The following is a 22,279-nucleotide window of genomic DNA, read 5'->3' as shown; positions in this document are numbered from 1 at the left end:
GTCTAGCGGTGGCTGCCCTGCGCCGGGGCCGCGGGGCGTGCAAGTCTGGCACGCAGGCGGTCGGCCAGCATGCGTTCGGGGCCGTCGGGCCTGCCGACGGCGATCCAGGCGACAACCAGTACGGCCAGGTAGACCGCGGCACCGAGCCCGATGCCCAGGCCCAGCCAAAGCACCGATGCAGGAAGCGGCAGGCCATGGTCACGGCCTGGCAGGACGAGCAGGAGCGTCGCCAGCATGACCCCCGAGGCGCCAACCGGTCGCACGAGCGCCGAGACGAACACGCCAGGCGCAACACCGAGGCAACGCTTCATCTCGTAGAGGTAGATGGGCGTGCACGCGAACGACGTGGCCAGTGCCGCGACCGCTGCCCATTCGACGCCTCCGAGCTGCGAACCGACCGCCAGTCCGCAAAGGAGGAGGAGGACGTAGATGGCGTTGACCCGCGTCACTCGCGCCGGATGGCCACGCGCCACCAGCACCGCGCAGATCGACGAGTGAAACAGCAGCAGCGCGCCATTGAAGCAGAGCAGTTGCATCAGTGGCACGGCTGCCAGCCACTTTGGACCGAAGACCACGGGCACCAGCAACGGCGCGACCGCGAAGATGCCTGCCGCGGCGGGCAGTGCCACGGTCGCCAGCATGGCCACGGCGTTGCGGTAGGCCGCGTGGATCTCGTCGGCGAGCGACAGCTTGGCGAAGCCCGGCACCAGGGCACGGTTGATCGGCGCACCGAGTTCGGTGGTCGGCAGATGGGCGAACTCGTAGGCGATGTTGTAGAGACCGAGCGCCGGCGCACCGTGAAAGCGGCCGATGAAGAAATCGGACGAGCGCTCCTTGAGAAAGGAGACCACGTTGTTGAAGAGCAGCCAGCGCGAGAAGTGCATCATCGGACGGATCTGCACCAGCGTGAAGCGAGGGCGGAACGGGTGCATCAGGTAGCTGATGATCGTCGAGCCCAGCTTGGACACCAGCGTGCCGGCGACGAGCGCCCAGTAGTTGCGGAACACCAGCGCCATCGGAACGACGACGGCGAAGGCGATCAACTTGCGCGTGATCTGGAACCGGAACTCGCGGCGGAAGTCGAGCTCCTTGCGGAACGCGACGATGCCGATGTTCTCCGCACCGCTGAACAACGGCCCGAGGGCCAGGGCACAAACCACCAGGGACAGCTCGGGCCTGCCGTAGAAGCTCGCGATCGGCCATGCCGCCACGAGCATCAGCACCGTGATGCCGACACCCAGCAGCAGGTTGCCCGTCCATGCGGTGCTGTAGTGCTCCTCGGTGGCGTTCTGGTTCTGGATGATCGCGACGTCGAATCCGAACGCCGTCAGCAGTTCGGCCATCAGCACGAAGGACATCGCCATCGCGACGACACCGAAGTCTCCAGGCACGAGCAGCCGCGCAAGAATCAGCGTGCTGATCAGGCCCAGGCTTCGCTCGACCAGCTTGAACAGCACCATCCAGGCGGCGCCTCGGGCCATGCGGCCCTGGATCGAATCAGTCATGGCGTCTCGGCGATCTATGATTGAAAAGGGGTTCGTCATTTCGACCCCGCCCGTGGCCGATGGCCGAACTCCAATGCACACTGCCTCCGTGGACATGACGACAACTTCCTGCCCGGCCTGCCACGGTGAACGCACCACGCCGTTCCACAGCATCGCCGCGACGCCGGTCACCTGCACGTCGATATTCGACAGCGTCGCCGAGGCACGCGCCGTGCCGATGGGTCGTGTCGAGCTGGCGGTGTGCGAGTCGTGCGGCTTCGTATTCAACCGCAGTTTCGATGCGGCGCGCGCCGAACTGGGCGCCCGCTACGAGAGCTCCCAGGCCGCCTCGGCGCATTTCGGTCAGTTCGCACGCGGTCTGGCCGCGCAATGGATCGAGCGCCATCGGCTGCAGGGCAAGTCGGTGCTCGAGATCGGATGCGGGCACGGGGACTTCCTGCACCTGATGCTCGGGCAAGGCGTCGCGCAGGTGATCGGCGTCGATCCGCTGGCGACCGAGGCGCCGGGGCAGGCGGATCCCCGCCTGCACATTCATGCGGCCGCGTTCGACGACGATCTGCTCGATCTCCGCGCCGACGCGCTGGTGTGCCGGCACACCCTGGAGCACATCGGGCCGGTGCACGGCTTCCTCGGGCGCGTCGGGCAGTGGGCTGCGAGGGACCCGCAGCGCGTGGTGCTCTTCGAACTGCCGGACGCCCACCGGGTGCTGGCCGAAGGTGCGTTCTGGGACGTGTACTACGAGCACTGCAGCTACTTCACCACGGACACCCTGCGAAGCGCCTTTGAACGTGCCGGGCTCGAGGTGCTGCGCCAGGAACTCGCCTACGGCGGGCAGTACCTGCTGATCGAGGCCCGCGCCGCGCGTGCGGCGCCGGTCGACGCCGCTGCGCAGTCCGCACCGCGGGTGCGCGGACTGGTCGAGTTGTGCCACCGCTTCGGCGGTGAGGTTCAACGCGCCGTGTCCTGCTGCGACGAGTCGCTCGTGCGCATGGCAGCGATGGGACGTCCCATCGCGGTCTGGCAAGGTGCGGCCAAGACGGTGGGCTTCCTCGCCGCGCTGAAGCAGGCCGACCTCGTGCATTGCGCCGTCGACCTGAGCGAGCAGCGTCACGGTCGCTTCCTGCCGGGCACGGGCCTCGCGGTGCACGCACCGGAGCAGTTGAAGGCGATACGCCCCGGGCATGTGATCCTGATGAATCCGGTCTATGTGGATGAAGTCCGCGCCCGCCTGGTGGACATGGGCGTGGACACCGAGCTCTGCACGATCGCCGATCTGTGCGGGTGATGGCGACGATCGGGGGCGCTCCGAGGCTTGCTGGGGTCGGACGCTCGAGCATAGCCGCGGCCGGAGGTGATGCGCAGCATGGCCCCCTTGGTCGGGGGGAAGCGGGCACGTGTCCGGGCGTGAACAACGCACGCCCCGGACGCCGGCTTCACCGCACAATCGGGCCCCCGGCTTCCACCCCTAACCGACACTGTTGCCTATGCCTCGCAGCGCACTCTCCAAACAACTGAGTCTGGGCCTACGCGCCGGCGATTGGGTCGTCGTGCGCAGCCAGAACGAGATACTTGCCACGCTCGGTCCAGACTGCCGCCTCGATGGCCTGCAGTTCCAGCCGGAGATGTTCGAACTGTGTGGGCGGCGCTTGCGCGTCGCGAAGACGGCTCACAAGACCTGCGACACCTCGATTCACAACACCGGGGGCCGGCGCCTCCACGACACCGTGCATCTGGAAGGCGGCCGCTGTGACGGCGGGCAGCACGAAGGCTGCCAGGCCGACTGCGTGTTCTTCTGGAAGGAAGCCTGGCTGCGGCGTGCCGAGGGATCGTCACCCGAGGTGCCGCAGCGCGCCGGCGCACCGACACCCGACGACGTGATGCAGGCACGCCATGCGCCCGGCAGCGATCCGGCCGACCCGGTGTGGGTTTGCCAGACGACTTCGATCTACGAGGCCAGCGAGCCACTGCCGTGGTGGGACACCCGCCAGTACGTCTGCGACGTGCGCGGCGGCAATCACAGCGCGCTGCACATGGCCAGGCTCCTGCTGATGTCTGGCTACCGGAAGATCGTCCACCTCGGCGTTGGCTATCGTTTCTGGGTCGGCCTGTACAACAGGCTGCAACGCTGGCGCGGCGGCAAGCCCTACCCGGAGATCCATGGACAGGTCCAGAAGGGCACCGCAACACCGGCCGAGTCGCTCGATCTGCAGCCGGGTGAGTGGGTCGTGGTGCGCTCGCCGAAGGAGATCGCGGCGACCATCACCCCGGACGGCTTCAATCGCGGCATGCGCTACGACCCGGAGATGCTCAAGTACTGCGACGAGCGCTATCAGGTGCAGTCGCGTGTCACCAAGCTGATCCACGAGAAGACCGGCAAGATGACGACGATGAAGACACCGTGCATCCGCCTGGAGAACGTCTACTGCCGCGCCGAACTGACCGAGAGCCGTCTCGGCTGCCCGCGGGCGTCGAGCACCTACTTCCGCGAGATCTGGCTGCGTCGCGCCGAGCCGCCGGCGGGTGCGGGATCGAAACAGGCCTGAGCGGGCCGGCCCGTCAGGCTGCCGGCGCGGCTGCGCTGGCCCGGCCGGCCGCGTCGCGCTGGTTTCGCAGGGCCATGAGGAACGCCCAGATCACCAGAACGCGGCGGCGAAACAGCAAGCCCAGTGCGGCCAGGTAGCCCAGCGCGCCGGCAAGCACGGCGATCGCTGCGGCCCAGCCCGTGGCGAGTTCCGGGCTTAGCAGCGCCCTGGCGCCGAGCACGGCGGCACTGAGCACCAGACTGGCCAGCGCCGCCGGCATCAGGGCATTCAGCCACTCCAGGAAGCCGCTGCGCATGGTGCGGAACGCGATGATCATCGCGGGCAGGTTGACCAGCGGGAAGACGATCGACCAGGACAGGGCGACACCCTCGAGCCCGCCACGGCTGCCGATCAGGAAGCCCAGCGGCAATCCGATGCCCGCGAGCACGCTGCACCACATGTTGGCTCGGAACTGCCCCGTCCACATCAGCACCGGGCCGATCAGCATCTGGCAGGTGTAGTAGCCGGCGTAGATGCACAGCAGGCGCAGCGGCATGACGACCGCCTCCCACTGCGGCCCGAGCACGATGCTCACGGCGTAGTCGGCCGTGAGGGCGATGCCCACGGAGATCGGCAGCGTGACGTAGGCCACCAGTTCGGTGAGCAGAAGGAAGTAGCGGCGAAGTTCGGCCGGGTCCTTCTGCACCGCGCTGAAGATGCCCGGCACCACGCGACTGACCACCGAAGCAATCTCCTGCGACAGCGTGGTCGACAGCGTGGTTGCGAACGAATAGGCGCCGAGCGCCTCCTTGCCGATCAGCTTGCCCACCACGACCTGATCGGCATTGCTGTAGCCGTAGTACGCCATGCGCGAGGCCAGCACGCGCCAGCCCTGCAGCAACGGCCTGGCCAGCGTGCCGAACTCGCGAGGAACGCTGACGCGATACGGATGCCACCACAGCAGCAGCAGCGTCACGGCGGCGGCGCCAGCCAACGAGTTGAACACCAGCGCCCAGACGCCCCAGCCGAGCGTCGCGCCAAGCACCAGGGTGCCCTGGGTCACCATCACTTGCAGGAACTGCGCCCATGCCAAGCGGGCGAACTGCATCTCGCGCTGCAGCGCGGCGCGGGGCACCACCTGCAGCGCATCGGCGACGCACAGCAGGCTGAGCAGCATCACGATCGGCGCCACCTGGGCCTCGCCGAAGAAGTGCGACACCGGCACCGCCAGGCCGACGAACAGGAGGCTCAGCGTAACGCCCGCCAGCAGCACGAAGCCGGCCAGCCGCGCCTGCTGAACGCCGACGATGCTGCGGTCCTGGACGAGGATGGCATCCAGCCCGAAGTCCTCGACCATGCGCACCAGGCCGATCGCCAGCATTGCCATCGAGACCAGACCGTAGTCCGACGGAGCCAGCAGCCGCGCCGCATAGGCGGTGGCAATCCAGCTGATCGCCTGCGCCGGCCAGCGCAGCGCCGCGGTCCAGGCCATGCCGGAAACCAGCGAATGGTCCAGCGAGCGAGCGCCGGCCTCGTGGCCCCTGTCGGCGCTCATCGACTCAGGATCGCCGCCCCAGGCGAAGCAGTTCGACCAGGTCGCGCCCGATGTCGGCGCGACTCCAGTAGGCACGTCTGAGCACCCAGTCCACGGCCGCCGCGCGATCACGCAGCGACAATCCGCCTGTCAGCAGCGCGACGCGCAGCCAGCCCGCGGCGAGCCGCCACGACGGCAGGCTGGCGCGCCAGGTCGGCACCGGGTAGTGATGGCGATGCACGTCGGCCGAGTTCATCAGTCGGGTGGCCGTGGCGGCATCCATGCGGCGATGGAACAGCGGTTCGTCGAGCAGGTCGATCTTGCCCAGCAACGCCAGATGCGCGACGAGCACCACGTCTGCCCCCGGATAGTGTTCGATCAGGCGGGTCTTCGCCAGAGCGTCGCGGCGCACCACGCCGTTCATGACGTTGTTCAGCGCCAAGTGGGTGCCGACGTGGATGAAGCGCTGTACCGGGTTGTCGTCGCGACAGGCGATGTCATCGCGGTAGTCGACCGCGTCGTCGACGCCGGACTCGAACAATCTCGTGCGCGGCGCGACCAGCACCGTGCCCGGATCGGCCTCGAGCCGATCGACGCAGGCCTGCAGCAGCCGCGGCGCACACCAGTCGTTCGACGAAGCCCACTTGAAATAGCGGCCGCGAGAGGCCAGGAACACGGCGCTGTAGTTGCCGTTGGCGCCGATGTTGACCGGCTGCCGGATCGGCCGGACGCGTGCGTCGCGGCGCGCATAGTCCTGCAGGATGTCCCAGGTGCCGTCCGTCGAGGCGTTGTCGCTGACGACCAGTTCCAGATCGGACAGGGTCTGTCCAAGCAGGCAGTCGATCGACTGGCGCAGCGTCTTCTCGCTGTTGTAGGCCGGCATGCCGACACTGACCACGGGCGTGCTTGCCATCCCGGCCTCTTCAGCGGCTCCGGCCGGCAGACGGGCTGACGGCAAGGCATGCCTTGCGCACATGGAAGGCCTCGGCATGCCCCCCTTCGGCCCGGCACTCGATGCCACGCAAACGGCTCAGGCCGAGGAAGGTGTCCTCGCTGAACCACGCCTTCGATCGCTGCGTGCCGAAGTGCCGCTGCAGATGCGAGGCCTTGCGCCGTGCCACCTGCGCCGAGAGCGGCACGTACAGGTTGGGCTGGCCGAGGTCGCCTTCGTACTTGGGAATCTCGTACTCGAGCACCATCTGGTCACGCCAGGTGTTCCAGGTCAGCTCAGCGGCCATGCGGTGGTCCTGATGCCGGTCTTCCAGCCGGTGGGTGAACACGAGTCCTGGAGACACCTGCTGGCGCACGTGCTCGAAGAAGGCCTTGACCTGTTCGTACTGCGCCGGCAGGAAGCCGTCGCGGAAGGCGCCGAAATGGTAGTCGACGGACTCCGCGCGACGAAGCAGGGCACGGGCGCTGCGAGTCGCCTCGCTTCGGCGCTGCCCCTCTCCGGTCAGCACCATCCAGCTCACCTTCAGGCGACAGCCGCTGCCCAGCCACTCGAGCAGGGTCCCGGCACAACCGATCTCGATGTCGTCGCTGTGGGCACCGATGCACAGTACATGCAAGGGCTCGCCCGGCGCCGCAAGCGGCTGCAGCTTCAGCATCCGCCCACCCGCGAGCTGTTGCTGCCCGTGCTCACAACGCCGCGGTGGCCGGCGCGGGCTGCCGCCACACCATCCAAGGGCAATTGCCCAGCGCCTCCATCCGGTCGAGCGTGATCTTGTCCTTGAACGTGTCCATCGACGCGAAGAAGCCCGAGTGACGATGAGTCCACAGCTGGCGCTTGGCGATCAGGCGCTGGAACGGCTGCTCGACGAGTTCCTCGCCCTCGTGCAGGTGGTCGAAGATCTCGCGCCGAAGGCAGAAGAAGCCACCGTTGATCCAGTAGTCGGAGTCGCGCACGCTCTCGATGGCGTTGACCACGCCCTGATCGTCGACGCGGATCGCGTGCAGGCTCTGCGAAGGTCGCACTGCCAGCCCGCCGGCGATCACGCCGCGCTGCTTGAAGTCCTCGATGTAGCTGTCCAGGCGCAAATCGGACAGGCCGTCGGAGTAGTTCGCCAGGAACATCTCCTCGCCGTCCAGGTACTCGCGCACGCGCAGCAGCCGCTGGCCGAGGTTGGAGTGCATGCCGGTGTCGACGAAGGTGATGCGCCAGTCGGCGATGTCGGTACGCAGTGGCTCGATGCGGCGCCCGCCCTCGGACATGACGAAGTCGTTCGACATGCACTCGTTGTAGTTCAGGAAGTACTCGCGGATCAGGTCCCCCCGATAGCCCAGGCACAGAACGAAGTCCTTGTGTCCGTAGTGCGCGTAGTAGCGCATCAGGTGCCAGATGATCGGCCGGATGCCGATGTTCACCAGCGGCTTCGGGATGGTCTCGGAGTGCTCGCGCAGGCGCGTGCCCAGACCACCGCAGAACAGGACGACCTTCATCGGGCGCTCCAGAACAGATCGTCGTCCACTTGATGCGTGCGCTGCAGGTACTTGAGCTGCTTCAGTCGGGTGAAGGCGCGGTACTCGAAGGTTTCCTGCGAGAAGTCGATGCGTTCGAACAGCCTGCGCAGTTCCTCTGCGCCGAGCTGCGCGGTCCAGCGGGCCTGGTAGCCCGGCAGCTTGGAGGCGATCTTGGCGAACGACACGCGGTAGCTGCGGTTGTCCTTGCTCGGCGGGCCTGCGCTGACTTCGCAGCCGGGGAAGGCGGCGGCGACGATGTCGGCAATCTCGCGGATCCGGTAGTTCTCGCCGTCGCGCCCGACGTTGTAGACCTGCCCGTTGACAGCGTCCGCCGGCGCCTCGGCCGCACAGCGCATCGCCTCGCAGATGTCCTCGATGTGCACGATCGGGCGCCAGGGGCTGCCGTCGCTGACCATCGCGATCTTCTTCTTCGTCCACGCCAATGCGCACAAATCGTTGAGCACGATGTCGAAGCGCATCCGCGGCGACGGACCATAGGCCGTGGCGTTGCGCAGGAAGACGACCGAGAAGCTGTCATCGGCCATGGGCAGCAGGTCGCGCTCGACCAGCACCTTGCATTGCGCGTAGGCGGTCTGCGGATTCACCGGCGCCTGCTCGTCGAGGAAGTCACCGGTGCCCACGCCATAGACGCTGCACGACGAGGCATAGACGAAGCGCTTGACCCCGGCCCGCTTCGCCGCCTCGGCGATGCGCACGGAACCCTCGTGATTGATCTTGAAGGTGATCTCGGGGCGGTTCTGACCGAGCGGATCGTTGGACAGTTCGGCCAGGTGGATCACCGCGTCGAAGCCAGCGAAGTCTTCGGGCGTGACCTCCCGCAAGTCCTTGAAGACCGTGCGCGGCATGACCTGCAGACCGATTGGGTCAAGGTAGAGGCAGCCGTCGCGGTAGAAGCCGGTATCGAGCCCGACGACCTCGTGCCCATGGGACTGCAACCACGGGGCCAGGCGCGCACCGATGTAGCCCTCGGTGCCAGTGACGAGAATCTTCATGTTGGTTTTCGTTGTAGTGTGTGAGACGGGTACCCCGACAGCCACCCGCGTTCGGTGCGGTCAGAGCACCCTGACCTCGGGGATGGGGACCACGAACCGGCCACCCCACTCCGAAATGTACGACGCCTCGCGGCTGATCTCGTCCTTCAGGTTCCACGGCAGGATCAGCACGTAGTCGGGCCGGGCCTCGCGGATCGCTGCCGGAGCGAGGATCGGAATGCGCGTGCCCGGCGTGAACTTGCCCTGCTTGTAGGGGTTGGCGTCGGTGGTGAAGTCGAGGAAGTCGTTGCGGATGCCGCAGTAGTTCAGCAGCGTGTTGCCCTTGCCCGGCGCTCCGTAGCCAACCACCTTCTTGCCGCGATTCTTCGCGTCGATCAGGAACGCGAGCAATTTGCGCTTCGTCTCCATCACCTTCTCACCGAACCCGCGATAGCGCTCCATCGTCAGGAATCCATCGTCGATCTCGCGCTGGCGCAGCGCACCCACCCGGGGCCCCACCGGCAGCGCGTCGTTTTCGGCGTGGCGCGCGTAGATCCGCAGCGAGCCGCCGTGCGTGGGCAGCTCCTCGACGTCGAACATCGTCAGTCCGTGGTGGGCGAACACCTTCTCGACCGCCACGAAGGAGAAGTAGCTGAAGTGCTCGTGGTAGATGGTGTCGAACTGATTGTCCGCCATCAGGCGCTGCAGGTGCGGGAACTCCATCGTGATCGCACCGCCCGGTGCCAGCAGCACCTTCATGCCGGCGACGAAATCGTTCAGGTCGGGCACGTGCGCCAGCACGTTGTTGCCCAGCAGGAGGTCGGGCCGGCCATGTTCGCCGGCGATCGCGGCAGCCGTCTCGCGGCCGAAGAACCGCACTGTCGTCGGGACACCCTTGTCGACGGCCACCTTGGCCACGTTGGCCGCCGGCTCGATGCCGAGCACCGGCACCTTTGCGGCGACGAAATGCTGCAGCAGGTAGCCGTCGTTGCTGGCGATCTCCATCACCTTGCTGCCGGCGCCGAGACCGAAGCGATCGATCGCCATGTGGGCATAGCGCCTGGCATGCTCGACCCAGCTGCTCGAGTAGGACGAGAAGTAGGCGTACTCGGAGAAGATGCTCTGTGGCGAGACAAACTCCTGCAATTGCACCAGCCGGCACTCGTCGCAGACGTAGGCATGCAGCGGGTAGAACGGCTCCATCTCGTGCAGCTGTTCGGGCGCGATGTGCGTCTGGCACAAGGGCGACAAGCCGAGGTCGACGAAGGTCGTCGTGAGGGGGGCGCGGCAGAAGCGGCAGTGGAAGCTGCGCGCGCCGCGAGAGATTGATTGGGCCGGGTTCGATTCGCTGTTGCTCATGGGAGATGGGCGTCGGTTAGCGCGCTGGCGCGATCACAACTGCCTCTGTGAGAGGTGCGCGGATGATCGCATTGTTGCGGGTCGCGCTGGGCGGGCCGGCCCCCCCAAGGTGCAGGGTGCCCGTGCTCGCCGCAGCATGCGGACAGATTTGTCACGCGAGCGCCCTGCACCGACGGTGCGCACCTGCAACAGGGGGGCTGCTCGCACCCGGGCGACACCTACAATCCGCCGGCACCCCGCGAGGGCGCCGGTCAGGCGTCATCGTCTCATTCCCGAAGAGCGTCGCCGTGAACACCGAACAGCAAGTCATCCAGACCCTGCAGTCCGTCCTCAACCTGCCAGCGGGCGCCAAGCCGCTGGATGGCTCGTCACTGCTGCTGGGGCACGTGGCGGAACTGGATTCCATGGCGGTGGTGTCCATTCTCACGGCGCTCGAGGAGCGCTTCGGCTTCGCTATTGACGACGACGAGGTCGACGGCCGCACGTTCGAGTCCGTGGCCAGCCTCGTGCAGTTCGTCGAGTCCAAGCTCAACGCATGACGACGGCCCGGCCGGTGGCCCAGGCGGCGCGTTTCGTGCCAGGGTCGGGCGGTCACCGATTCGTCATGATCACCGAGCCCGCCGGTGGCCAGGCCATCGGCACGGTGCTGTGGGCGCACGCCTTCGCCGAGGAGATGAACAAGTCGCGCCGCATGTGCGCCAGGCTCGCGCGCGGCCTGGCACAGGCCGGATGGCGCGTGCTGCAGTCCGATCTGGCCGGCTGCGGCGACAGTGCCGGCGAGTTCCGCGCCGCTCGCTGGGCAGACTGGATCGCCGACCTGCGCGACGAGGTCCGTGGTGCCGACCCCGATCGCCCGCTGTGGCTCTGGGGAGTGCGCGCCGGTGCCTTGCTGCTGCCGGCGCTGCTCGAGACGCGCCCCGATGCGCACTTGCTGCTGTGGCAGCCCGCCGTCTCGGGCGCCGGCGTGCTGCAGCAGTTCTTGCGCCTGCACGCCGGTGCGCGCATCGTCGGCGCCGAGAAGGCGACACCGGCGGATCGCACGCCGGCGCAGCGCCTGTCCGACGGCGAGACGGTCGAACTCGGCGGCTACGAGCTCGCACCCGAACTGGCCGCGGCACTGAAGCAAGCCGAGTTCAAGCTCCCGCCCGGCGCCGGTGGGCGCATCGCCTGGCTGGAGGTGGCTCACACGGACAACGCGGAACCCTCGGCCGCCGCGCAGCGGCTGGTCAGCGGCTGGCGAGAAGCCGGCCGTGAGGTCAGTCTCGACCTGGTGCACGGTCCTCAGTTTTGGCAGACCCAGGAGATCGAGGACTGCGACGCGCTGATCTCGTCGTCGCTCGAACGGGTGGGCGGGGCATGACGCAGGCCACGTTCGGACCACTGCACGACGAAGCCGTCGCGATCGACTGCGGCGGCGAACGACTGTGGGGCGTGCTGACCCGGCCGGCGCACAACGACGTGGCGCTCGACGTGGCGATGCTGGTGGTGGTCGGCGGACCGCAATACCGCGTCGGCAGCCATCGGCAGTTCGTCCGGCTCGCACGTGCCGTGGCGTCATGCGGCGTGCCGTGCCTGCGCTTCGACTACCGCGGCATGGGCGACAGCGAGGGCGCCCTGCGCAGCTTCGAGCAGGCCGGCGACGACCTGCAGGCGGCGCTCGACGCACTGGCGCGGCTCGTGCCGCAGGCGCGCCGCCTTGTCGTCTGGGGGCTCTGCGACGCAGCGGCCGCGGCGATGATGTTCGCGACGGCCGACCCGCGCGTTGCCGGGCTGGTCCTGGCCAACCCCTGGGCACGCAGCGATGCGACGCTGGGCGCCGCACGGGTCAAGCATTACTACGGCGCGCGACTGCTCGAGCGCGAGTTCTGGGCCAAGCTGCTGGGCGGTCGCTTCGACTGGCGCGCCTCGTGGCGCTCCCTGCGCGGCAACCTCGGGCATGCGCTGCGCCGACCGGCCGCGACGAACCGCGGCAGCGTCGCGAGCTTCCAGTCTCGCATGGCTGCCGGACTTCGTGGCTTCACCGGTCGGGCGCTGCTTCTGGTCAGCGAGAAGGACCTGACGGCGCTGGAGTTCCTGCAGTACACATCGGCATCGCCCGAGTGGCGCGGCCTGCTGCAGCGACCCGGCCTTCGCCGCGCCGACATCGCGGGCGCGGACCACACCTTTTCCAGCCGGCCGTGGGCCGAGCGCGTCGAGGCCGTGACCTGCCAATGGCTGCAGGAACTGGCGGCCGCCAGACCATCGATCAGCGAGGACACATGAGAGGACTTTGCGGCTGGTTTGGGGGCGCGGCGGCTCCGCAGCAGGCCCTGGCGGGCATGCTGGCAGGCGTCGGCGCCGACGACGGGGCCGACCGCGCCTTGCCGCACGGGGCGGCGCTGGCAACGTTCGGCGGCAACGCGCGGCCGCGGCTGTGGCAGCACGATGGCATGACGCTGGCGCTTGCCGGCCACCCTCGGCTGCGCGCCGGGGCGCAGCGTCTGGCCGCAGCGGAGCAGATCGCCGATGCCCTGCGTGCCCGCGGCCGCGAGGCACTGGCCGACCTGGGCGGCGACTTCGCGCTGGCCGCATGGGACTCGACGCGGCAACGAGGCTGGCTTGCGATCGACCGCATCGGCATTCATCCTCTGGTCTACACGAGGCTGGGCAACACGCTGCTGTTCGCCAGCTCGCTCGACGCGCTCTGCGGCCACCCGGAAGTGCGCCCAGTGCTGTCGCCCCAGGCGATCTACGACTACCTTTACTACCACGTCTGCCCCGGGCCGGACACGATCTACCGCGGCATGCAGCGCCTGGGCGCAGGGCAGTGCATCGAGTTCGGCGACGGCGCCACGCTCGAGCCGCAACAGTACTGGCAGATCCGGTTCGCCGAGGATGACGCGGCGGACTTCGGCAGGCTCAAGTCGCAGTTCGTTTCCCTGCTCGAAGCAGCAGTCGGCGAGTCGACCGAAGGCGCACAGGTCGGCGCCTTCCTCTCGGGCGGAACCGACAGCTCGACCGTCAACGGCATGCTGTGCCGGGTGTCCGGCCGGCCGGCGCCGGCCTACTCGATCGGCTTCGACGTGCCCGGCTTCGACGAGACCGAGTACGCGCGCATCGCGGCCCGGCACTTCGGTTGTGCGCATGTGGAGTACTACGTGACGCCAGCCGACGTGGTCGAGGCCCTGCCTCGCCTGGCGACAGCCTACGACCAGCCTTTCGGCAACGCCTCGGCAGTGCCCGCCTACCTGTGCGCACGCCACGCGCGCTCGCAGGGCATCGAACGGCTGCTTGCCGGCGACGGCGGCGACGAGCTGTTCGGCGGCAACGAACGCTATGCGAAGCAACTGCTGCTCGGTCACTACCAGCGCCTGCCCGCCACCTTGCGCACGGCGCTGGTGGAACCGCTGCTGCTGGGCACGCCGCTGGGCAGCCCCCCCGGGCTGCGCAAGCTGCGCAGCTACGTGGAGCAGGCCCGCCCGCCGATGCCGCAGCGCTATGAGTCGTACAACCTGCTGCAGCATCTGGGGGCCGAGAACGTGCTCGCCCCGGAGTTCCTCGCCAGTGTCGACCAGTCGCACCCGACGCGGCTGCTGGTCGCCGCGCACGCACCGCATGCGGACGCCAGCCTGATCAACCAGATGCTGGCGATCGACCTGCGCTTCGTGCTCGCCGACACCGATCTTCCCAAGGTGCTGCACACCTGCGCGCTGGCCGACATGGACGTCGCCTTCCCGCTGCTCGACGACCGCCTGGTCGAGTTCTCGCAGGGACTGCCGTCGGACTTCAAGCTGCGCGGCACCAAGTTGCGCTGGTTCTTCAAGCAGGCGCTGGCGGACTTCCTGCCGCAGGAGATCCTCACCAAGAAGAAGCACGGCTTCGGCCTGCCGGTCGGGCAGTGGCTGATCGGCCACCGGCCCCTGTACGACCTGGCGGTCGACAGCATCCGCGTCGTCGAGTCGCGCGGCCTGGTGCAGCGGCCCTTCGTCACCGATCTGCTCGAGCGCCGGCTGCACGAGCATCCGGGCTACTACGGCACGATGGTCTGGCTGCTGATGGTGCTGGGGCAGTGGCTGGATTCGCGCCGTCTCTGAGCACGGCTCCGCACCTGCGGCTCAGGCAAAGCGGATCTGCCGTCGCGCCAGATTGGCGAGCAGCCGTGCGCCGAAACGCAGCCGGCTGCGGTCCCAGGGCGTGAAGCGCGGCAACTGGAACAGGTCGGTGCCGGCGCGTGCCGCGCCCCAGGCCGTCGACACGGCAGCCTCGAAGCCACACTCGCGCGCCAGACGCGCATGCTCGGCCGCATAGTCCTGCCCCGGAACGCCGTTCGGATAGGCGAACAGCGAGACCGGTTCGCCCAGCAGTCGCTCCAGCGCGGCCTTGCCCTCGGCCATTTCGCTGCGCGCCGACTCGAGGTCGAGCCGAGTGAGGATCGGATGAGTCACCGTGTGAGCGCCGATCTCCATGCCCGAAGCGCGCAGGCGCCGCAGCTGATCGCCGCTCATCATCAGCGCGGGTGATGGTCGATCGCCACAGGCGACGACGATCTGCGTGGTGCGCCGCGCGCGCTGCGCCGGATCGAGGTGCTTGATGCCGTTGAGGATGGCCACCACGGCAGCGCGCCGCTGAGCGGGCGTGGTCAGCGGATAGGCCGCCAGGCCGAGCGGCGTCAGGTCGAGCATGGCATCGCTGCAGTGGCGCACCGCCTCGATGACACGGTCGTTCCACATGCAGCCGCCGTCGAGATAGCCGGTACTGATGAAGAAGGTCGCGGGCAGGCCCAGCCGCTGCAGGATGGGGGCGGCGACCGCTTCATTGTCGGCATAGCCATCGTCGAAGGTGATCGACATCGCCCGGGCAGGCAGCCGATTCTCGCGCAGCCGCTGCACCGCCTCGCCCAACGGGAGCACGTCGAACCACGAACGCACCCAGCGCATTCGCTGCTCGAACTCGCCGGCATCCGGCTCGTCCGGGTTGAGTGGGTCGTGCGCCGGCAGCACACGATGAAATATCAGGATGCTCAGTCGCGCAGACGCGCCACCGGGAGACATCAGCGAGACGGGCAGTCGAAGCATGGGACTCGGAGTTCAGCGCTGGTGAGCACCCGACAGCGCGCCGCTCTGGCGGGCAATCGGGTCGCCGACCGCCTGCGCCTGCGCGGCCTGGCCCGAGGGCGCCTCGGCCAGTTGCAGGGTCGAGGCCAGCGCGGCGAACAGCCAGAACTGCACCTCGGCAAGCAGGTAGTCGGTTGCGGAGCCGGCCACGATCACCACGGTGAGCGCGCCGGCCAGTGCGCCGCCCATCGTGACCACGTCGGGATCGACGCCTGAGTGTCCGGCCACGCGCCGCAAGCGCAATATCGCCCCGAACAGCCACAGCAGCATGCCGATGAACAGCAGCGATCCGACGACGCCCTGCTCCACCAGCGTCGTCATGAAGGTGTTGTGCGAGGAGCGTTCCGCCACCGCTGTGTCACCACCGCCCTGGGTGGTGAGCCAGCGGCTGTCGAGGTAGTGCGGACTGAGCGTGGCCGTACTGCGATGCCCTGCGCCCATGGGATGGTCGAAGAACATCTGCAACTGGGCCTGGTAGATGATCACCCGCGATCGTGCACTGGCGTCAGCATCCTCGCTGGTCTTGGCCACGTCGCTGATCGTGAACATGCGCTCGATGAAGGTCTTGTCGACCACCACCGCGAAGCCGATCATGCCGACGACCGCCAGGGCCCAGAACATGCGCCGGTGCGCCCTCGCCTTGGTCATCATGACAACGAGGCCACCAGCCACCAGGCCGAGGAAGGCGCCGCGGCTGTTGGCCAGGACGAACCCGGTGGCGATCACGCCGAGCACGCCAAGGAGCGCCCAGCGCCGCCAGTCGCGGTAGGTCAGCACGAGTGCAAGCCCCATCACGAGGCCGGTGGCCAGGTACATGCCCAGGGTGTTGGCATCGTCCAGGCCCGGGCCGCCGACACCGTCAAGGCGGTCGCCGTCGCGGCCGACGAGCATCGCGTAGGAGCCGAGCAGGCCGCAGCCGAGCACATGGCCGAACTGCACCTCGCGGATGGTCGCCTTGGTGTCGGAGATGCGGTAGACGAACCAGAACGCGACCAGGTACTTGATGAACTTGACCGTGCCGTCGAGGTGCATCGCGAGGTCGAGCGCCCAGGCCGACTGGATCACCATCCAGCTCGCGTAGAGGATCAGCAACATCGCGATGCCGTTGGCATACCAGGGCGGCTTGGCCGCCAGCCGGCCACGATGGAACATGATCGCCAGCGCGGTGATCAGCGCCGAGGTCAGCGCCCAGCGCAGGTCCGGCAGCATGGGCCCCCACCAGCGCGAGGGCGGATGCACGTAGATGGAGGCGAAATAGAAGTACAGGCCGTACAAGGGATGGCGCGCGAACGCCAGCACGGCAAATGCCGCGCAGGCCAGCACGAAGGCGATCATCGAGGCCATCGTGTCTGCTCCTTGTGGCCTGGCGCGTTCAGAGCGCGGCAGCCTCTTCGCCGACCCGCCCTTGGGAGGCCGAACAGGCCGCCATGATGCGGTCCATGCGCGCCATCGCCTGCGGCCAGGCATGATGCGACGCCACCCGTTCACGCCCCGCGGCGGCCAGCCGGCCGCGCAACGCGGCATCGCCGAGCACCCGCAGGATCTGTTCAGCCAGTTCGCCCGCATTGGCGGCCGCCAGCAGGTGTTCCTCGGGCACGGCGTCGACACCGGCCGCAGCGATGGTGCTGGCCACCACCGGGACGCCCATTGCCATCGACTCGAGGATCTTGTTCTGCGTTCCGCGCGCGATGCTCAGCGGCGCGATGGTCAGTGCCGAAGCACGCACGTAGGGCCGCACGTCGGGCACCGCGCCGGTCACGCTGACACCGTCGACGGCCGCGAGTGCCATCACGCGCGCCGTCGGCGCCGCGCCGACGATCTGCAGCCGCAGGTTCGGCCGCAGTTGCCGCAGCCGCGGCCAGGTCGTCGCACAGAACTCCACCATGCACTGCTCGTTCGGAAAGTAGTCCATGCGCCCGACGAAGGTGATCAGGTCTTCCTGCGCCGCCACGTCGCCGGGCTGGAAATAGTCCAGGTCGACACCGTTCGCAAACCAGTCGACGCCCTGGCCGACACCCATCGCCGCAAGCGACTCGGCCTCGCCGCGGGTGGCCACCGTGACACGATCGAAGTGTTGCGCCTGACGCCGCTCGGCGCGCTCCACCCTCCAGGCCTCCCAGCGGTAGCCCGTGCTCAGCGGCCAGGGCTTCACGGCGGCGTAGTCGAGCCACTTGCGCGAGTCGACGTCGCAGAGGTCCATCAGCATCGGCAGGCCACGGTGCGATTCGACATAGTGGCCCACCGCCGAGCAGTGCGCGAACACGAAGTCGTAGCTGCGCGCCGCGAGCCGCAGATCGATCTCGCGCCGCATCGCGGCGCTGTGGAAGAAGGCCTCGGAGGCACTGACCGTCGTTGGCAGCATCAGCCCGAGCTTGGCCACCTGCAGCGCGTTGTGCACGCGGAACACCGAGAAATCGCGGCAGAACGGCGCGATGCCGGTGGCCTCGCGAGCCTCGTCGTCGCTGCGCGCCAGCGACAGCACCGACACCTCGTGCGAACGCGCGAGGTGCTTGATGATGTTGAACGCCCTGACCTTGCTGCCGAAGGTCGGCGGATAGGGGAATCGGTGGCTGACGAACAGGATGCGCACGTTGCTCAGGCCGCTTGAACGGCAGCTTCCTCGACCGGACGAGCCCCTGGCGGCGTTGCCAGGCCCTGCGTGGTTTCGCCGCCCACGCGGCGCAGGAAGGCCTCGAACATCAGCAATGCCCACAGGGGGCTGCTGTAGTCGCGCCGGCCAGACTCGTGCGCATCGACCATGTGCTCGAGATAGCGGCGCTCGAAGAAGCCGGTGCGGCCGAGTTCACCGTCAAGCAGCGCCTGACGCACGCGCGCGCGCAGCGGCCCACGGAACCAGCGCATCAGCGGCACGGCAAAGCCCATCTTCGGCCGGTACATCACGTCGTGCGGGAGGTGCGACTCCATCGACTTCTTCAGCAGCCACTTGCTCTCGCCGCCGCGCACCTTCAGGTTCGACGGCAAGCTCGCCAGCCACTCGACCAGCGGGTGGTCCATCAGCGGCTCTCGCACTTCCAGCGCATGCGCCATGCTGGCGCGATCGACCTTGGTGTTGATGTCGCCGACGAGGTAGGTCTGCAGGTCCAGATACTGGATCAGCGACAACGGGTCGTCGGTCCCGGCGCGTGCCGCATGCTCGTGGAACAGGTCGGCCGTGCGATAGCCGGCGAGCCGGCGCTTGAACTCGGCCGAGTAGAGCTGCGGCCGCATGTCGTCGCGGAAGATCGACACGCTGTGCATGTAGGCCTCGACGGTGTCGCGCGCCAGAGCCTGGAAGGTCGACTTGGCTCGCACGAAACGCGGCGCCCAGTCGGCCTTGGGGTACAGACGGCCAAGCGTCCCGAACAGTGGCTGCCGCAGGCCCAGCGGCAGCGCCGACCGCAGCTTCTCCTCGTTGAGGTGCAGCAGATAGCGCCGATAGCCGCCCAGGTTCTCGTCGCCGCCGTCCCCGGACAGCGCCACCGTGACGTGGCGACGCGCCAGCTGGCAGACCCGGTAGGTCGGGATCGCCGAGCTGTCGGCGTAGGGCTCATCGTAGAGCGTCGCCAGCGTGTCGACGAGATCGAAGTCGTCGGTCTGCACCAGATCGACGTGGTGGTTCGTCCGGTAGCGCTCGGCGACCTGCTGGGCGAAGCGTGTTTCGTCGTACTTCGGATCGTCGAAGGCGATCGAGCAGGTGTTGACCGCCCCGCTCGATTGTTCCGCCATCATCGCGACGACCGCGCTGGAGTCGACCCCGCCGGACAGGAAGGCGCCCAGCGGCACCTCGGAGATCATGCGCAGCCGCACACTTTCCTTCAGGCGGCGCACCAGTTCCTCCTGGGCCTCTTCGGCCGAGATCGGGTTGTCGCCGCTGAAGCGCACGCCCCAGTACGGCCTGGGAGCGCCGGCGCGCTGCCCGCGACGCAGCGTCAACGTGTGCCCTGGCGAGAGCTTGAGCGCCGAGCTGAAGATCGTGCGCGGCTCGGGCACGTAGCCGAGCGTGAAGTAGTCATCCACCGAGCGTGGATCGATCTGCCGCGCCAGGCCGCCATGGGCCAGCAGCGATTTCAGCTCGGACCCGAACAGCCAGGTGCCGTCGGGCAGCTCTGCGTAGTACAGCGGCTTGACGCCGAGCCGATCGCGCGCAAGGAAGAGCGTCTGCCGGTTCTCATCCCACAGCGCAAACGCGAACATGCCTCGAAAACGCTCGACACAGGCCTCGCCCCAGGCTTCCCACGCGTGCACGATCACCTCGGTGTCGCTGCGCGTGCGGAACACGTGACCCAGCGCGGTCAACTCGGGAATCAGTTCGCCGTAGTTGTAGATTTCGCCGTTGAACACGACGACGACGCTGTGGTCCTCGTTGAACAGCGGCTGCTGGCCGGTGGCCAGGTCGATGATGGACAGCCGCTTGTGGCCCAGCGCCACGCCCGGCGCGAGGTGCACACCCGTCTCGTCGGGCCCGCGATGGTGCTGCGACTCGTTCATGCGCACCAGTTGGTCCCGCGAAATGGACCGTGTGCCGCGCGAGTCCCAGATACCGACGATGCCGCACATGTTGATTCTCCATCAGGCGCGCTGGAGCGCGCCGCGTTGGGCGGCCTGCGTCAGCAGCCGCTCGTACAGGTCGCTATAGGCAGCGACCATGCCGTCCAGACTGAACCGGCTCTGCGCCACCGTGCAGGCGCGCCGGCCGCGCGCACGCGCGGCATCCGGGTCGTGAAAGTCGGCCAGCAGCGCCTGCGCCATGGCATCGACCTCGCCAGCCGGCACCAACCGCCCGGTGCGGCCCTCCTCGAGCAGCTCGGCGTTGCCGCCGACATCGGTGGCGATCACCGGGAGGCCGCTGGCCATGGCCTCCAGGATGGTGTTCGAGATGCCCTCCGCGCGAGAAGGCAGAACGAACTGATCGAGGCTGCGCATGAATTCGGGCACGTCATCGCGCTCACCGGCCAGCCAGGCCTGCGTCGACACCCCGCCATCGTCCAGAACGGATTGCACCTCACCGCGCAGCGGACCGTCGCCGGCAATCGCCAGCCTGAGCCTCGCTCCCTCGCTGCCGGCCAGCGTCCGGGCCCGCACGAACGCGCGCGCCAGCAGAACCTGGTCCTTGATGGCGTGAAGACGCCCGACGGTGCCAGCCACCCACAGGCCCTGCCCTGCAAAAGGCGAGTCTGCCAGGGGCAGCCTCGTTTCACCACGCCCGTGGAAGCGCAGCGTATCGACCCCGTTGTAGAGCTGGCTGATGCGCCGGGGCGGCACGCCGACGCGCTCGACCAGATAGCGCTCGAGATGCCTCGACAGGGCGACGTACCGGTGCACGAACGGCCGATAGCAGCGCCGGATCCACTGGCACTTGATGCTGCGTCCGTCGGGATCGTTGCTGTCCCAGCCGTGCTCGCCGTGCACCCGCACCGGCACGCCCGCCCAGGCCGCCGGAAGGCTCATCTCCAGCGCGCCGAGGTTGCGTGTATGCACGACGGCAGGACGCAGTTGGCGCAGCAGTCCCACCAGGCGCGGCGCCACACGCAGCCCCTGTCCAGGCGGCTTGCGCAGGGCGTGGAACTGCACGTCGTCACGCTGCACCCGGCGGCGGATCTCACCAATCTCGGTCATCGCGATCACCGCATGGCGAAAGCGCTCCGCCGGCATGCGATTGATCAGATTGACGACACCGTTCTCGAGTCCACCGACATCGAAGCGGTAAACGACGTGCGCGACCAGCGGACGGGGGTCGATGGAACTCGCCATGCCTGTAGCCTGTCAGCCCAGGTGCCGCGCCAGCGTGGGGCCGACCGCATTGACGACGCGACGAGGCAGGCGGCGCCAGACATCGATGGCCAAGCGGTACTTCGGGTTCGCAGGGTTGTTCTGCGGCACGCTGTCGCCCGCGTAGAGGCGGTATTCGTAGTGCAGAGCTTGCGGCTCGAAGCCCCAGTTCTTCTTGAAGTCGAACGATCCTGTCTCGCGCTTGGAGCGGCCGTAGTCGAACACCTTGATGCCACGCTCGCATGCGCGCCGCAGCAGTTCCCAGTACTTGAAGTCGTTGGCGGCCAGATCCCGCGCGCTGGGCAGATCGCCGGCGTAGTAGGGCAGCACCTCGTCGCGAAAGTAGAACGACAGCACCCCGGACACAGCCTCGCCACTCGGACTCAGCACGGTCAGCACCTCGCAATCGTCGCCGAAGATCCGCTTGAGCGCCCGGAAGTACTCGCGTGACTGCGGTGGCGTGCCGTGGCGGTGCTGGTTGTCTGCGTAGAGTTCGAAGAAGCGGTCGGTGTCGGCATCGATCACGCTGCTCAGGTTGCGCTGGATCGCCTTGCGCACCATCGCACGCTGCTTGCGCGGGATGGCCAGCATGTTCGCCTCGACCTCGGGCAGCACGGGTTTGCGGAACGTGACGTAGAGATCCTGCTGCGGCCAGTCGCCTTCGCGCTGGCAACGGTCGCGCAATTCGAGGTGCTGCACGCCGAGCCGCTCACCGAGCGACGCCGCCGCGCGGTGCAGAGCGCTCACCGCCTGCACATCGGTCGAGGCGACACCGCCATAAACGGCGAACGGCAGGGATACCAGCGAGTGCCCGAACAGCACGCTGCGCAACTCGACAAGCGGCAGCACACCGACGACATCGGTGCCACGACGCGCCATCAGGTAGTGCGTGCGATGGCGGAAAACCTCTTCGTAGATGGTGCGCCAACCCAGCCGATGAAAGAAGGTGGCGTCTGGGCACGCAGCCACGAAACCCTCCCAGGCCGCGCTGTCCGCGTCGGACAGGGGCGCCACTGCGACGTCGGCCGCCGCGGTCATGTCGACA

19 protein-coding genes are annotated in these 22,279 nt (G+C 68.0%); 6 read left to right on the top strand and 13 right to left on the bottom strand.

Annotated features, from left to right (window positions below):
* Positions 1 to 2 precede the first annotated feature (2 nt).
* Positions 3 to 1,544: a lipopolysaccharide biosynthesis protein gene (locus AAG801_RS10255; RefSeq protein ID WP_341888294.1), complete on the bottom strand. Its 1,542-nt coding sequence runs from the start codon at positions 1,542 to 1,544 to the stop codon at positions 3 to 5.
* Between the two features lie 13 nt (positions 1,545 to 1,557).
* Here AAG801_RS10255 and AAG801_RS10250 point away from each other — a divergent pair, with 13 nt between their 5' ends.
* Together AAG801_RS10250 and AAG801_RS10245 are read left to right on the top strand one after the other, a co-directional pair.
* Entirely contained in the window at positions 1,558 to 2,790 is a 1,233-nt protein-coding gene (locus AAG801_RS10250; RefSeq protein WP_341888293.1) for a class I SAM-dependent methyltransferase, read from the top strand.
* A gap of 199 nt (positions 2,791 to 2,989) precedes the next feature.
* Positions 2,990 to 4,048 (top strand): hypothetical protein, encoded by a 1,059-nt coding sequence (locus AAG801_RS10245; RefSeq protein ID WP_341888292.1) that lies wholly within the window; start codon positions 2,990 to 2,992, stop codon positions 4,046 to 4,048.
* 13 nt (positions 4,049 to 4,061) lie between these two features.
* Here AAG801_RS10245 and AAG801_RS10240 read toward each other — a convergent pair whose 3' ends face one another.
* The 6 genes from AAG801_RS10240 to AAG801_RS10215 are packed head-to-tail and all read right to left on the bottom strand — an operon-like array spanning position 4,062 to position 10,372.
* Positions 4,062 to 5,582, bottom strand: a complete 1,521-nt coding sequence (locus AAG801_RS10240; protein WP_341888291.1) for a lipopolysaccharide biosynthesis protein — start codon at positions 5,580 to 5,582, stop codon at positions 4,062 to 4,064.
* 4 nt (positions 5,583 to 5,586) lie between these two features.
* On the bottom strand, positions 5,587 to 6,444 hold the full coding sequence (locus AAG801_RS10235) for a glycosyltransferase (RefSeq protein WP_341888290.1): 858 nt from the start codon (positions 6,442 to 6,444) through the stop codon (positions 5,587 to 5,589).
* A gap of 40 nt (positions 6,445 to 6,484) precedes the next feature.
* Positions 6,485 to 7,168, bottom strand: a complete 684-nt coding sequence (locus AAG801_RS10230; RefSeq protein ID WP_341888289.1) for a PIG-L deacetylase family protein — start codon at positions 7,166 to 7,168, stop codon at positions 6,485 to 6,487.
* Between the two features lie 31 nt (positions 7,169 to 7,199).
* Complete coding sequence (locus tag AAG801_RS10225; protein ID WP_341888288.1) at positions 7,200 to 8,000, bottom strand: sugar phosphate nucleotidyltransferase; 801 nt, start codon at positions 7,998 to 8,000, stop codon at positions 7,200 to 7,202.
* On the bottom strand, positions 7,997 to 9,034 hold the full coding sequence (locus tag AAG801_RS10220) for an SDR family oxidoreductase (protein ID WP_341888287.1): 1,038 nt from the start codon (positions 9,032 to 9,034) through the stop codon (positions 7,997 to 7,999). The genes AAG801_RS10225 and AAG801_RS10220 overlap by 4 nt, the downstream gene beginning before the upstream one ends.
* Before the next feature lie 60 nt (positions 9,035 to 9,094).
* Positions 9,095 to 10,372, bottom strand: a complete 1,278-nt coding sequence (locus tag AAG801_RS10215; protein ID WP_341888286.1) for a class I SAM-dependent methyltransferase — start codon at positions 10,370 to 10,372, stop codon at positions 9,095 to 9,097.
* Positions 10,373 to 10,659: 287 nt separating this feature from the next.
* On the opposite strand from AAG801_RS10215, the gene AAG801_RS10210 reads away from it, so the two are divergent.
* Genes AAG801_RS10210 through AAG801_RS10195 form a run of 4 tightly spaced genes read left to right on the top strand, consistent with a single transcriptional unit; the run spans position 10,660 to position 14,445 of the window.
* Positions 10,660 to 10,911: an acyl carrier protein gene (locus AAG801_RS10210; RefSeq protein ID WP_341888285.1), complete on the top strand. Its 252-nt coding sequence runs from the start codon at positions 10,660 to 10,662 to the stop codon at positions 10,909 to 10,911.
* Positions 10,908 to 11,732 carry a hydrolase 2, exosortase A system-associated gene (locus AAG801_RS10205; RefSeq protein WP_341888284.1) on the top strand — a complete coding sequence of 275 codons (825 nt, stop codon included), beginning with the start codon at positions 10,908 to 10,910 and terminating at the stop codon, positions 11,730 to 11,732. The genes AAG801_RS10210 and AAG801_RS10205 overlap by 4 nt, the downstream gene beginning before the upstream one ends.
* Entirely contained in the window at positions 11,729 to 12,634 is a 906-nt protein-coding gene (locus AAG801_RS10200; protein WP_341888283.1) for a hydrolase 1, exosortase A system-associated, read from the top strand. The genes AAG801_RS10205 and AAG801_RS10200 overlap by 4 nt, the downstream gene beginning before the upstream one ends.
* The gene (locus AAG801_RS10195; protein ID WP_341888282.1) at positions 12,631 to 14,445 is read left to right on the top strand and encodes an asparagine synthase-related protein; all 1,815 of its coding nucleotides are present in this window, start codon (positions 12,631 to 12,633) and stop codon (positions 14,443 to 14,445) included. The genes AAG801_RS10200 and AAG801_RS10195 overlap by 4 nt, the downstream gene beginning before the upstream one ends.
* A gap of 21 nt (positions 14,446 to 14,466) precedes the next feature.
* On the opposite strand, the gene AAG801_RS10190 is transcribed toward AAG801_RS10195, so the two are convergent.
* From AAG801_RS10190 to AAG801_RS10165, 6 genes are read right to left on the bottom strand one after another with little or no spacing between them, the layout of a single operon-like run.
* Entirely contained in the window at positions 14,467 to 15,426 is a 960-nt protein-coding gene (locus AAG801_RS10190; RefSeq protein WP_341888281.1) for a polysaccharide deacetylase family protein, read from the bottom strand.
* Positions 15,427 to 15,438: 12 nt separating this feature from the next.
* Entirely contained in the window at positions 15,439 to 16,809 is a 1,371-nt protein-coding gene (locus AAG801_RS10185) for an O-antigen ligase family protein (RefSeq protein WP_341888280.1), read from the bottom strand.
* Between the two features lie 28 nt (positions 16,810 to 16,837).
* On the bottom strand, positions 16,838 to 18,055 hold the full coding sequence (locus AAG801_RS10180) for a TIGR03087 family PEP-CTERM/XrtA system glycosyltransferase (protein ID WP_341888279.1): 1,218 nt from the start codon (positions 18,053 to 18,055) through the stop codon (positions 16,838 to 16,840).
* Positions 18,056 to 18,060: 5 nt separating this feature from the next.
* A complete protein-coding gene (locus AAG801_RS10175) occupies positions 18,061 to 20,022 on the bottom strand; it encodes an XrtA/PEP-CTERM system amidotransferase (protein WP_341888278.1) in 1,962 nt (653 codons plus the stop codon).
* 12 nt (positions 20,023 to 20,034) lie between these two features.
* On the bottom strand, positions 20,035 to 21,216 hold the full coding sequence (locus AAG801_RS10170) for a TIGR03088 family PEP-CTERM/XrtA system glycosyltransferase (RefSeq protein WP_341888277.1): 1,182 nt from the start codon (positions 21,214 to 21,216) through the stop codon (positions 20,035 to 20,037).
* Positions 21,217 to 21,228: 12 nt separating this feature from the next.
* Positions 21,229 to 22,272: a FemAB family XrtA/PEP-CTERM system-associated protein gene (locus AAG801_RS10165; RefSeq protein ID WP_341888301.1), complete on the bottom strand. Its 1,044-nt coding sequence runs from the start codon at positions 22,270 to 22,272 to the stop codon at positions 21,229 to 21,231.
* Positions 22,273 to 22,279: the final 7 nt, after the last annotated feature.

This window comes from Variovorax sp. YR752 (assembly GCF_943372545.1).
This window is presented reverse-complemented; position numbering and strand designations above follow the sequence as displayed.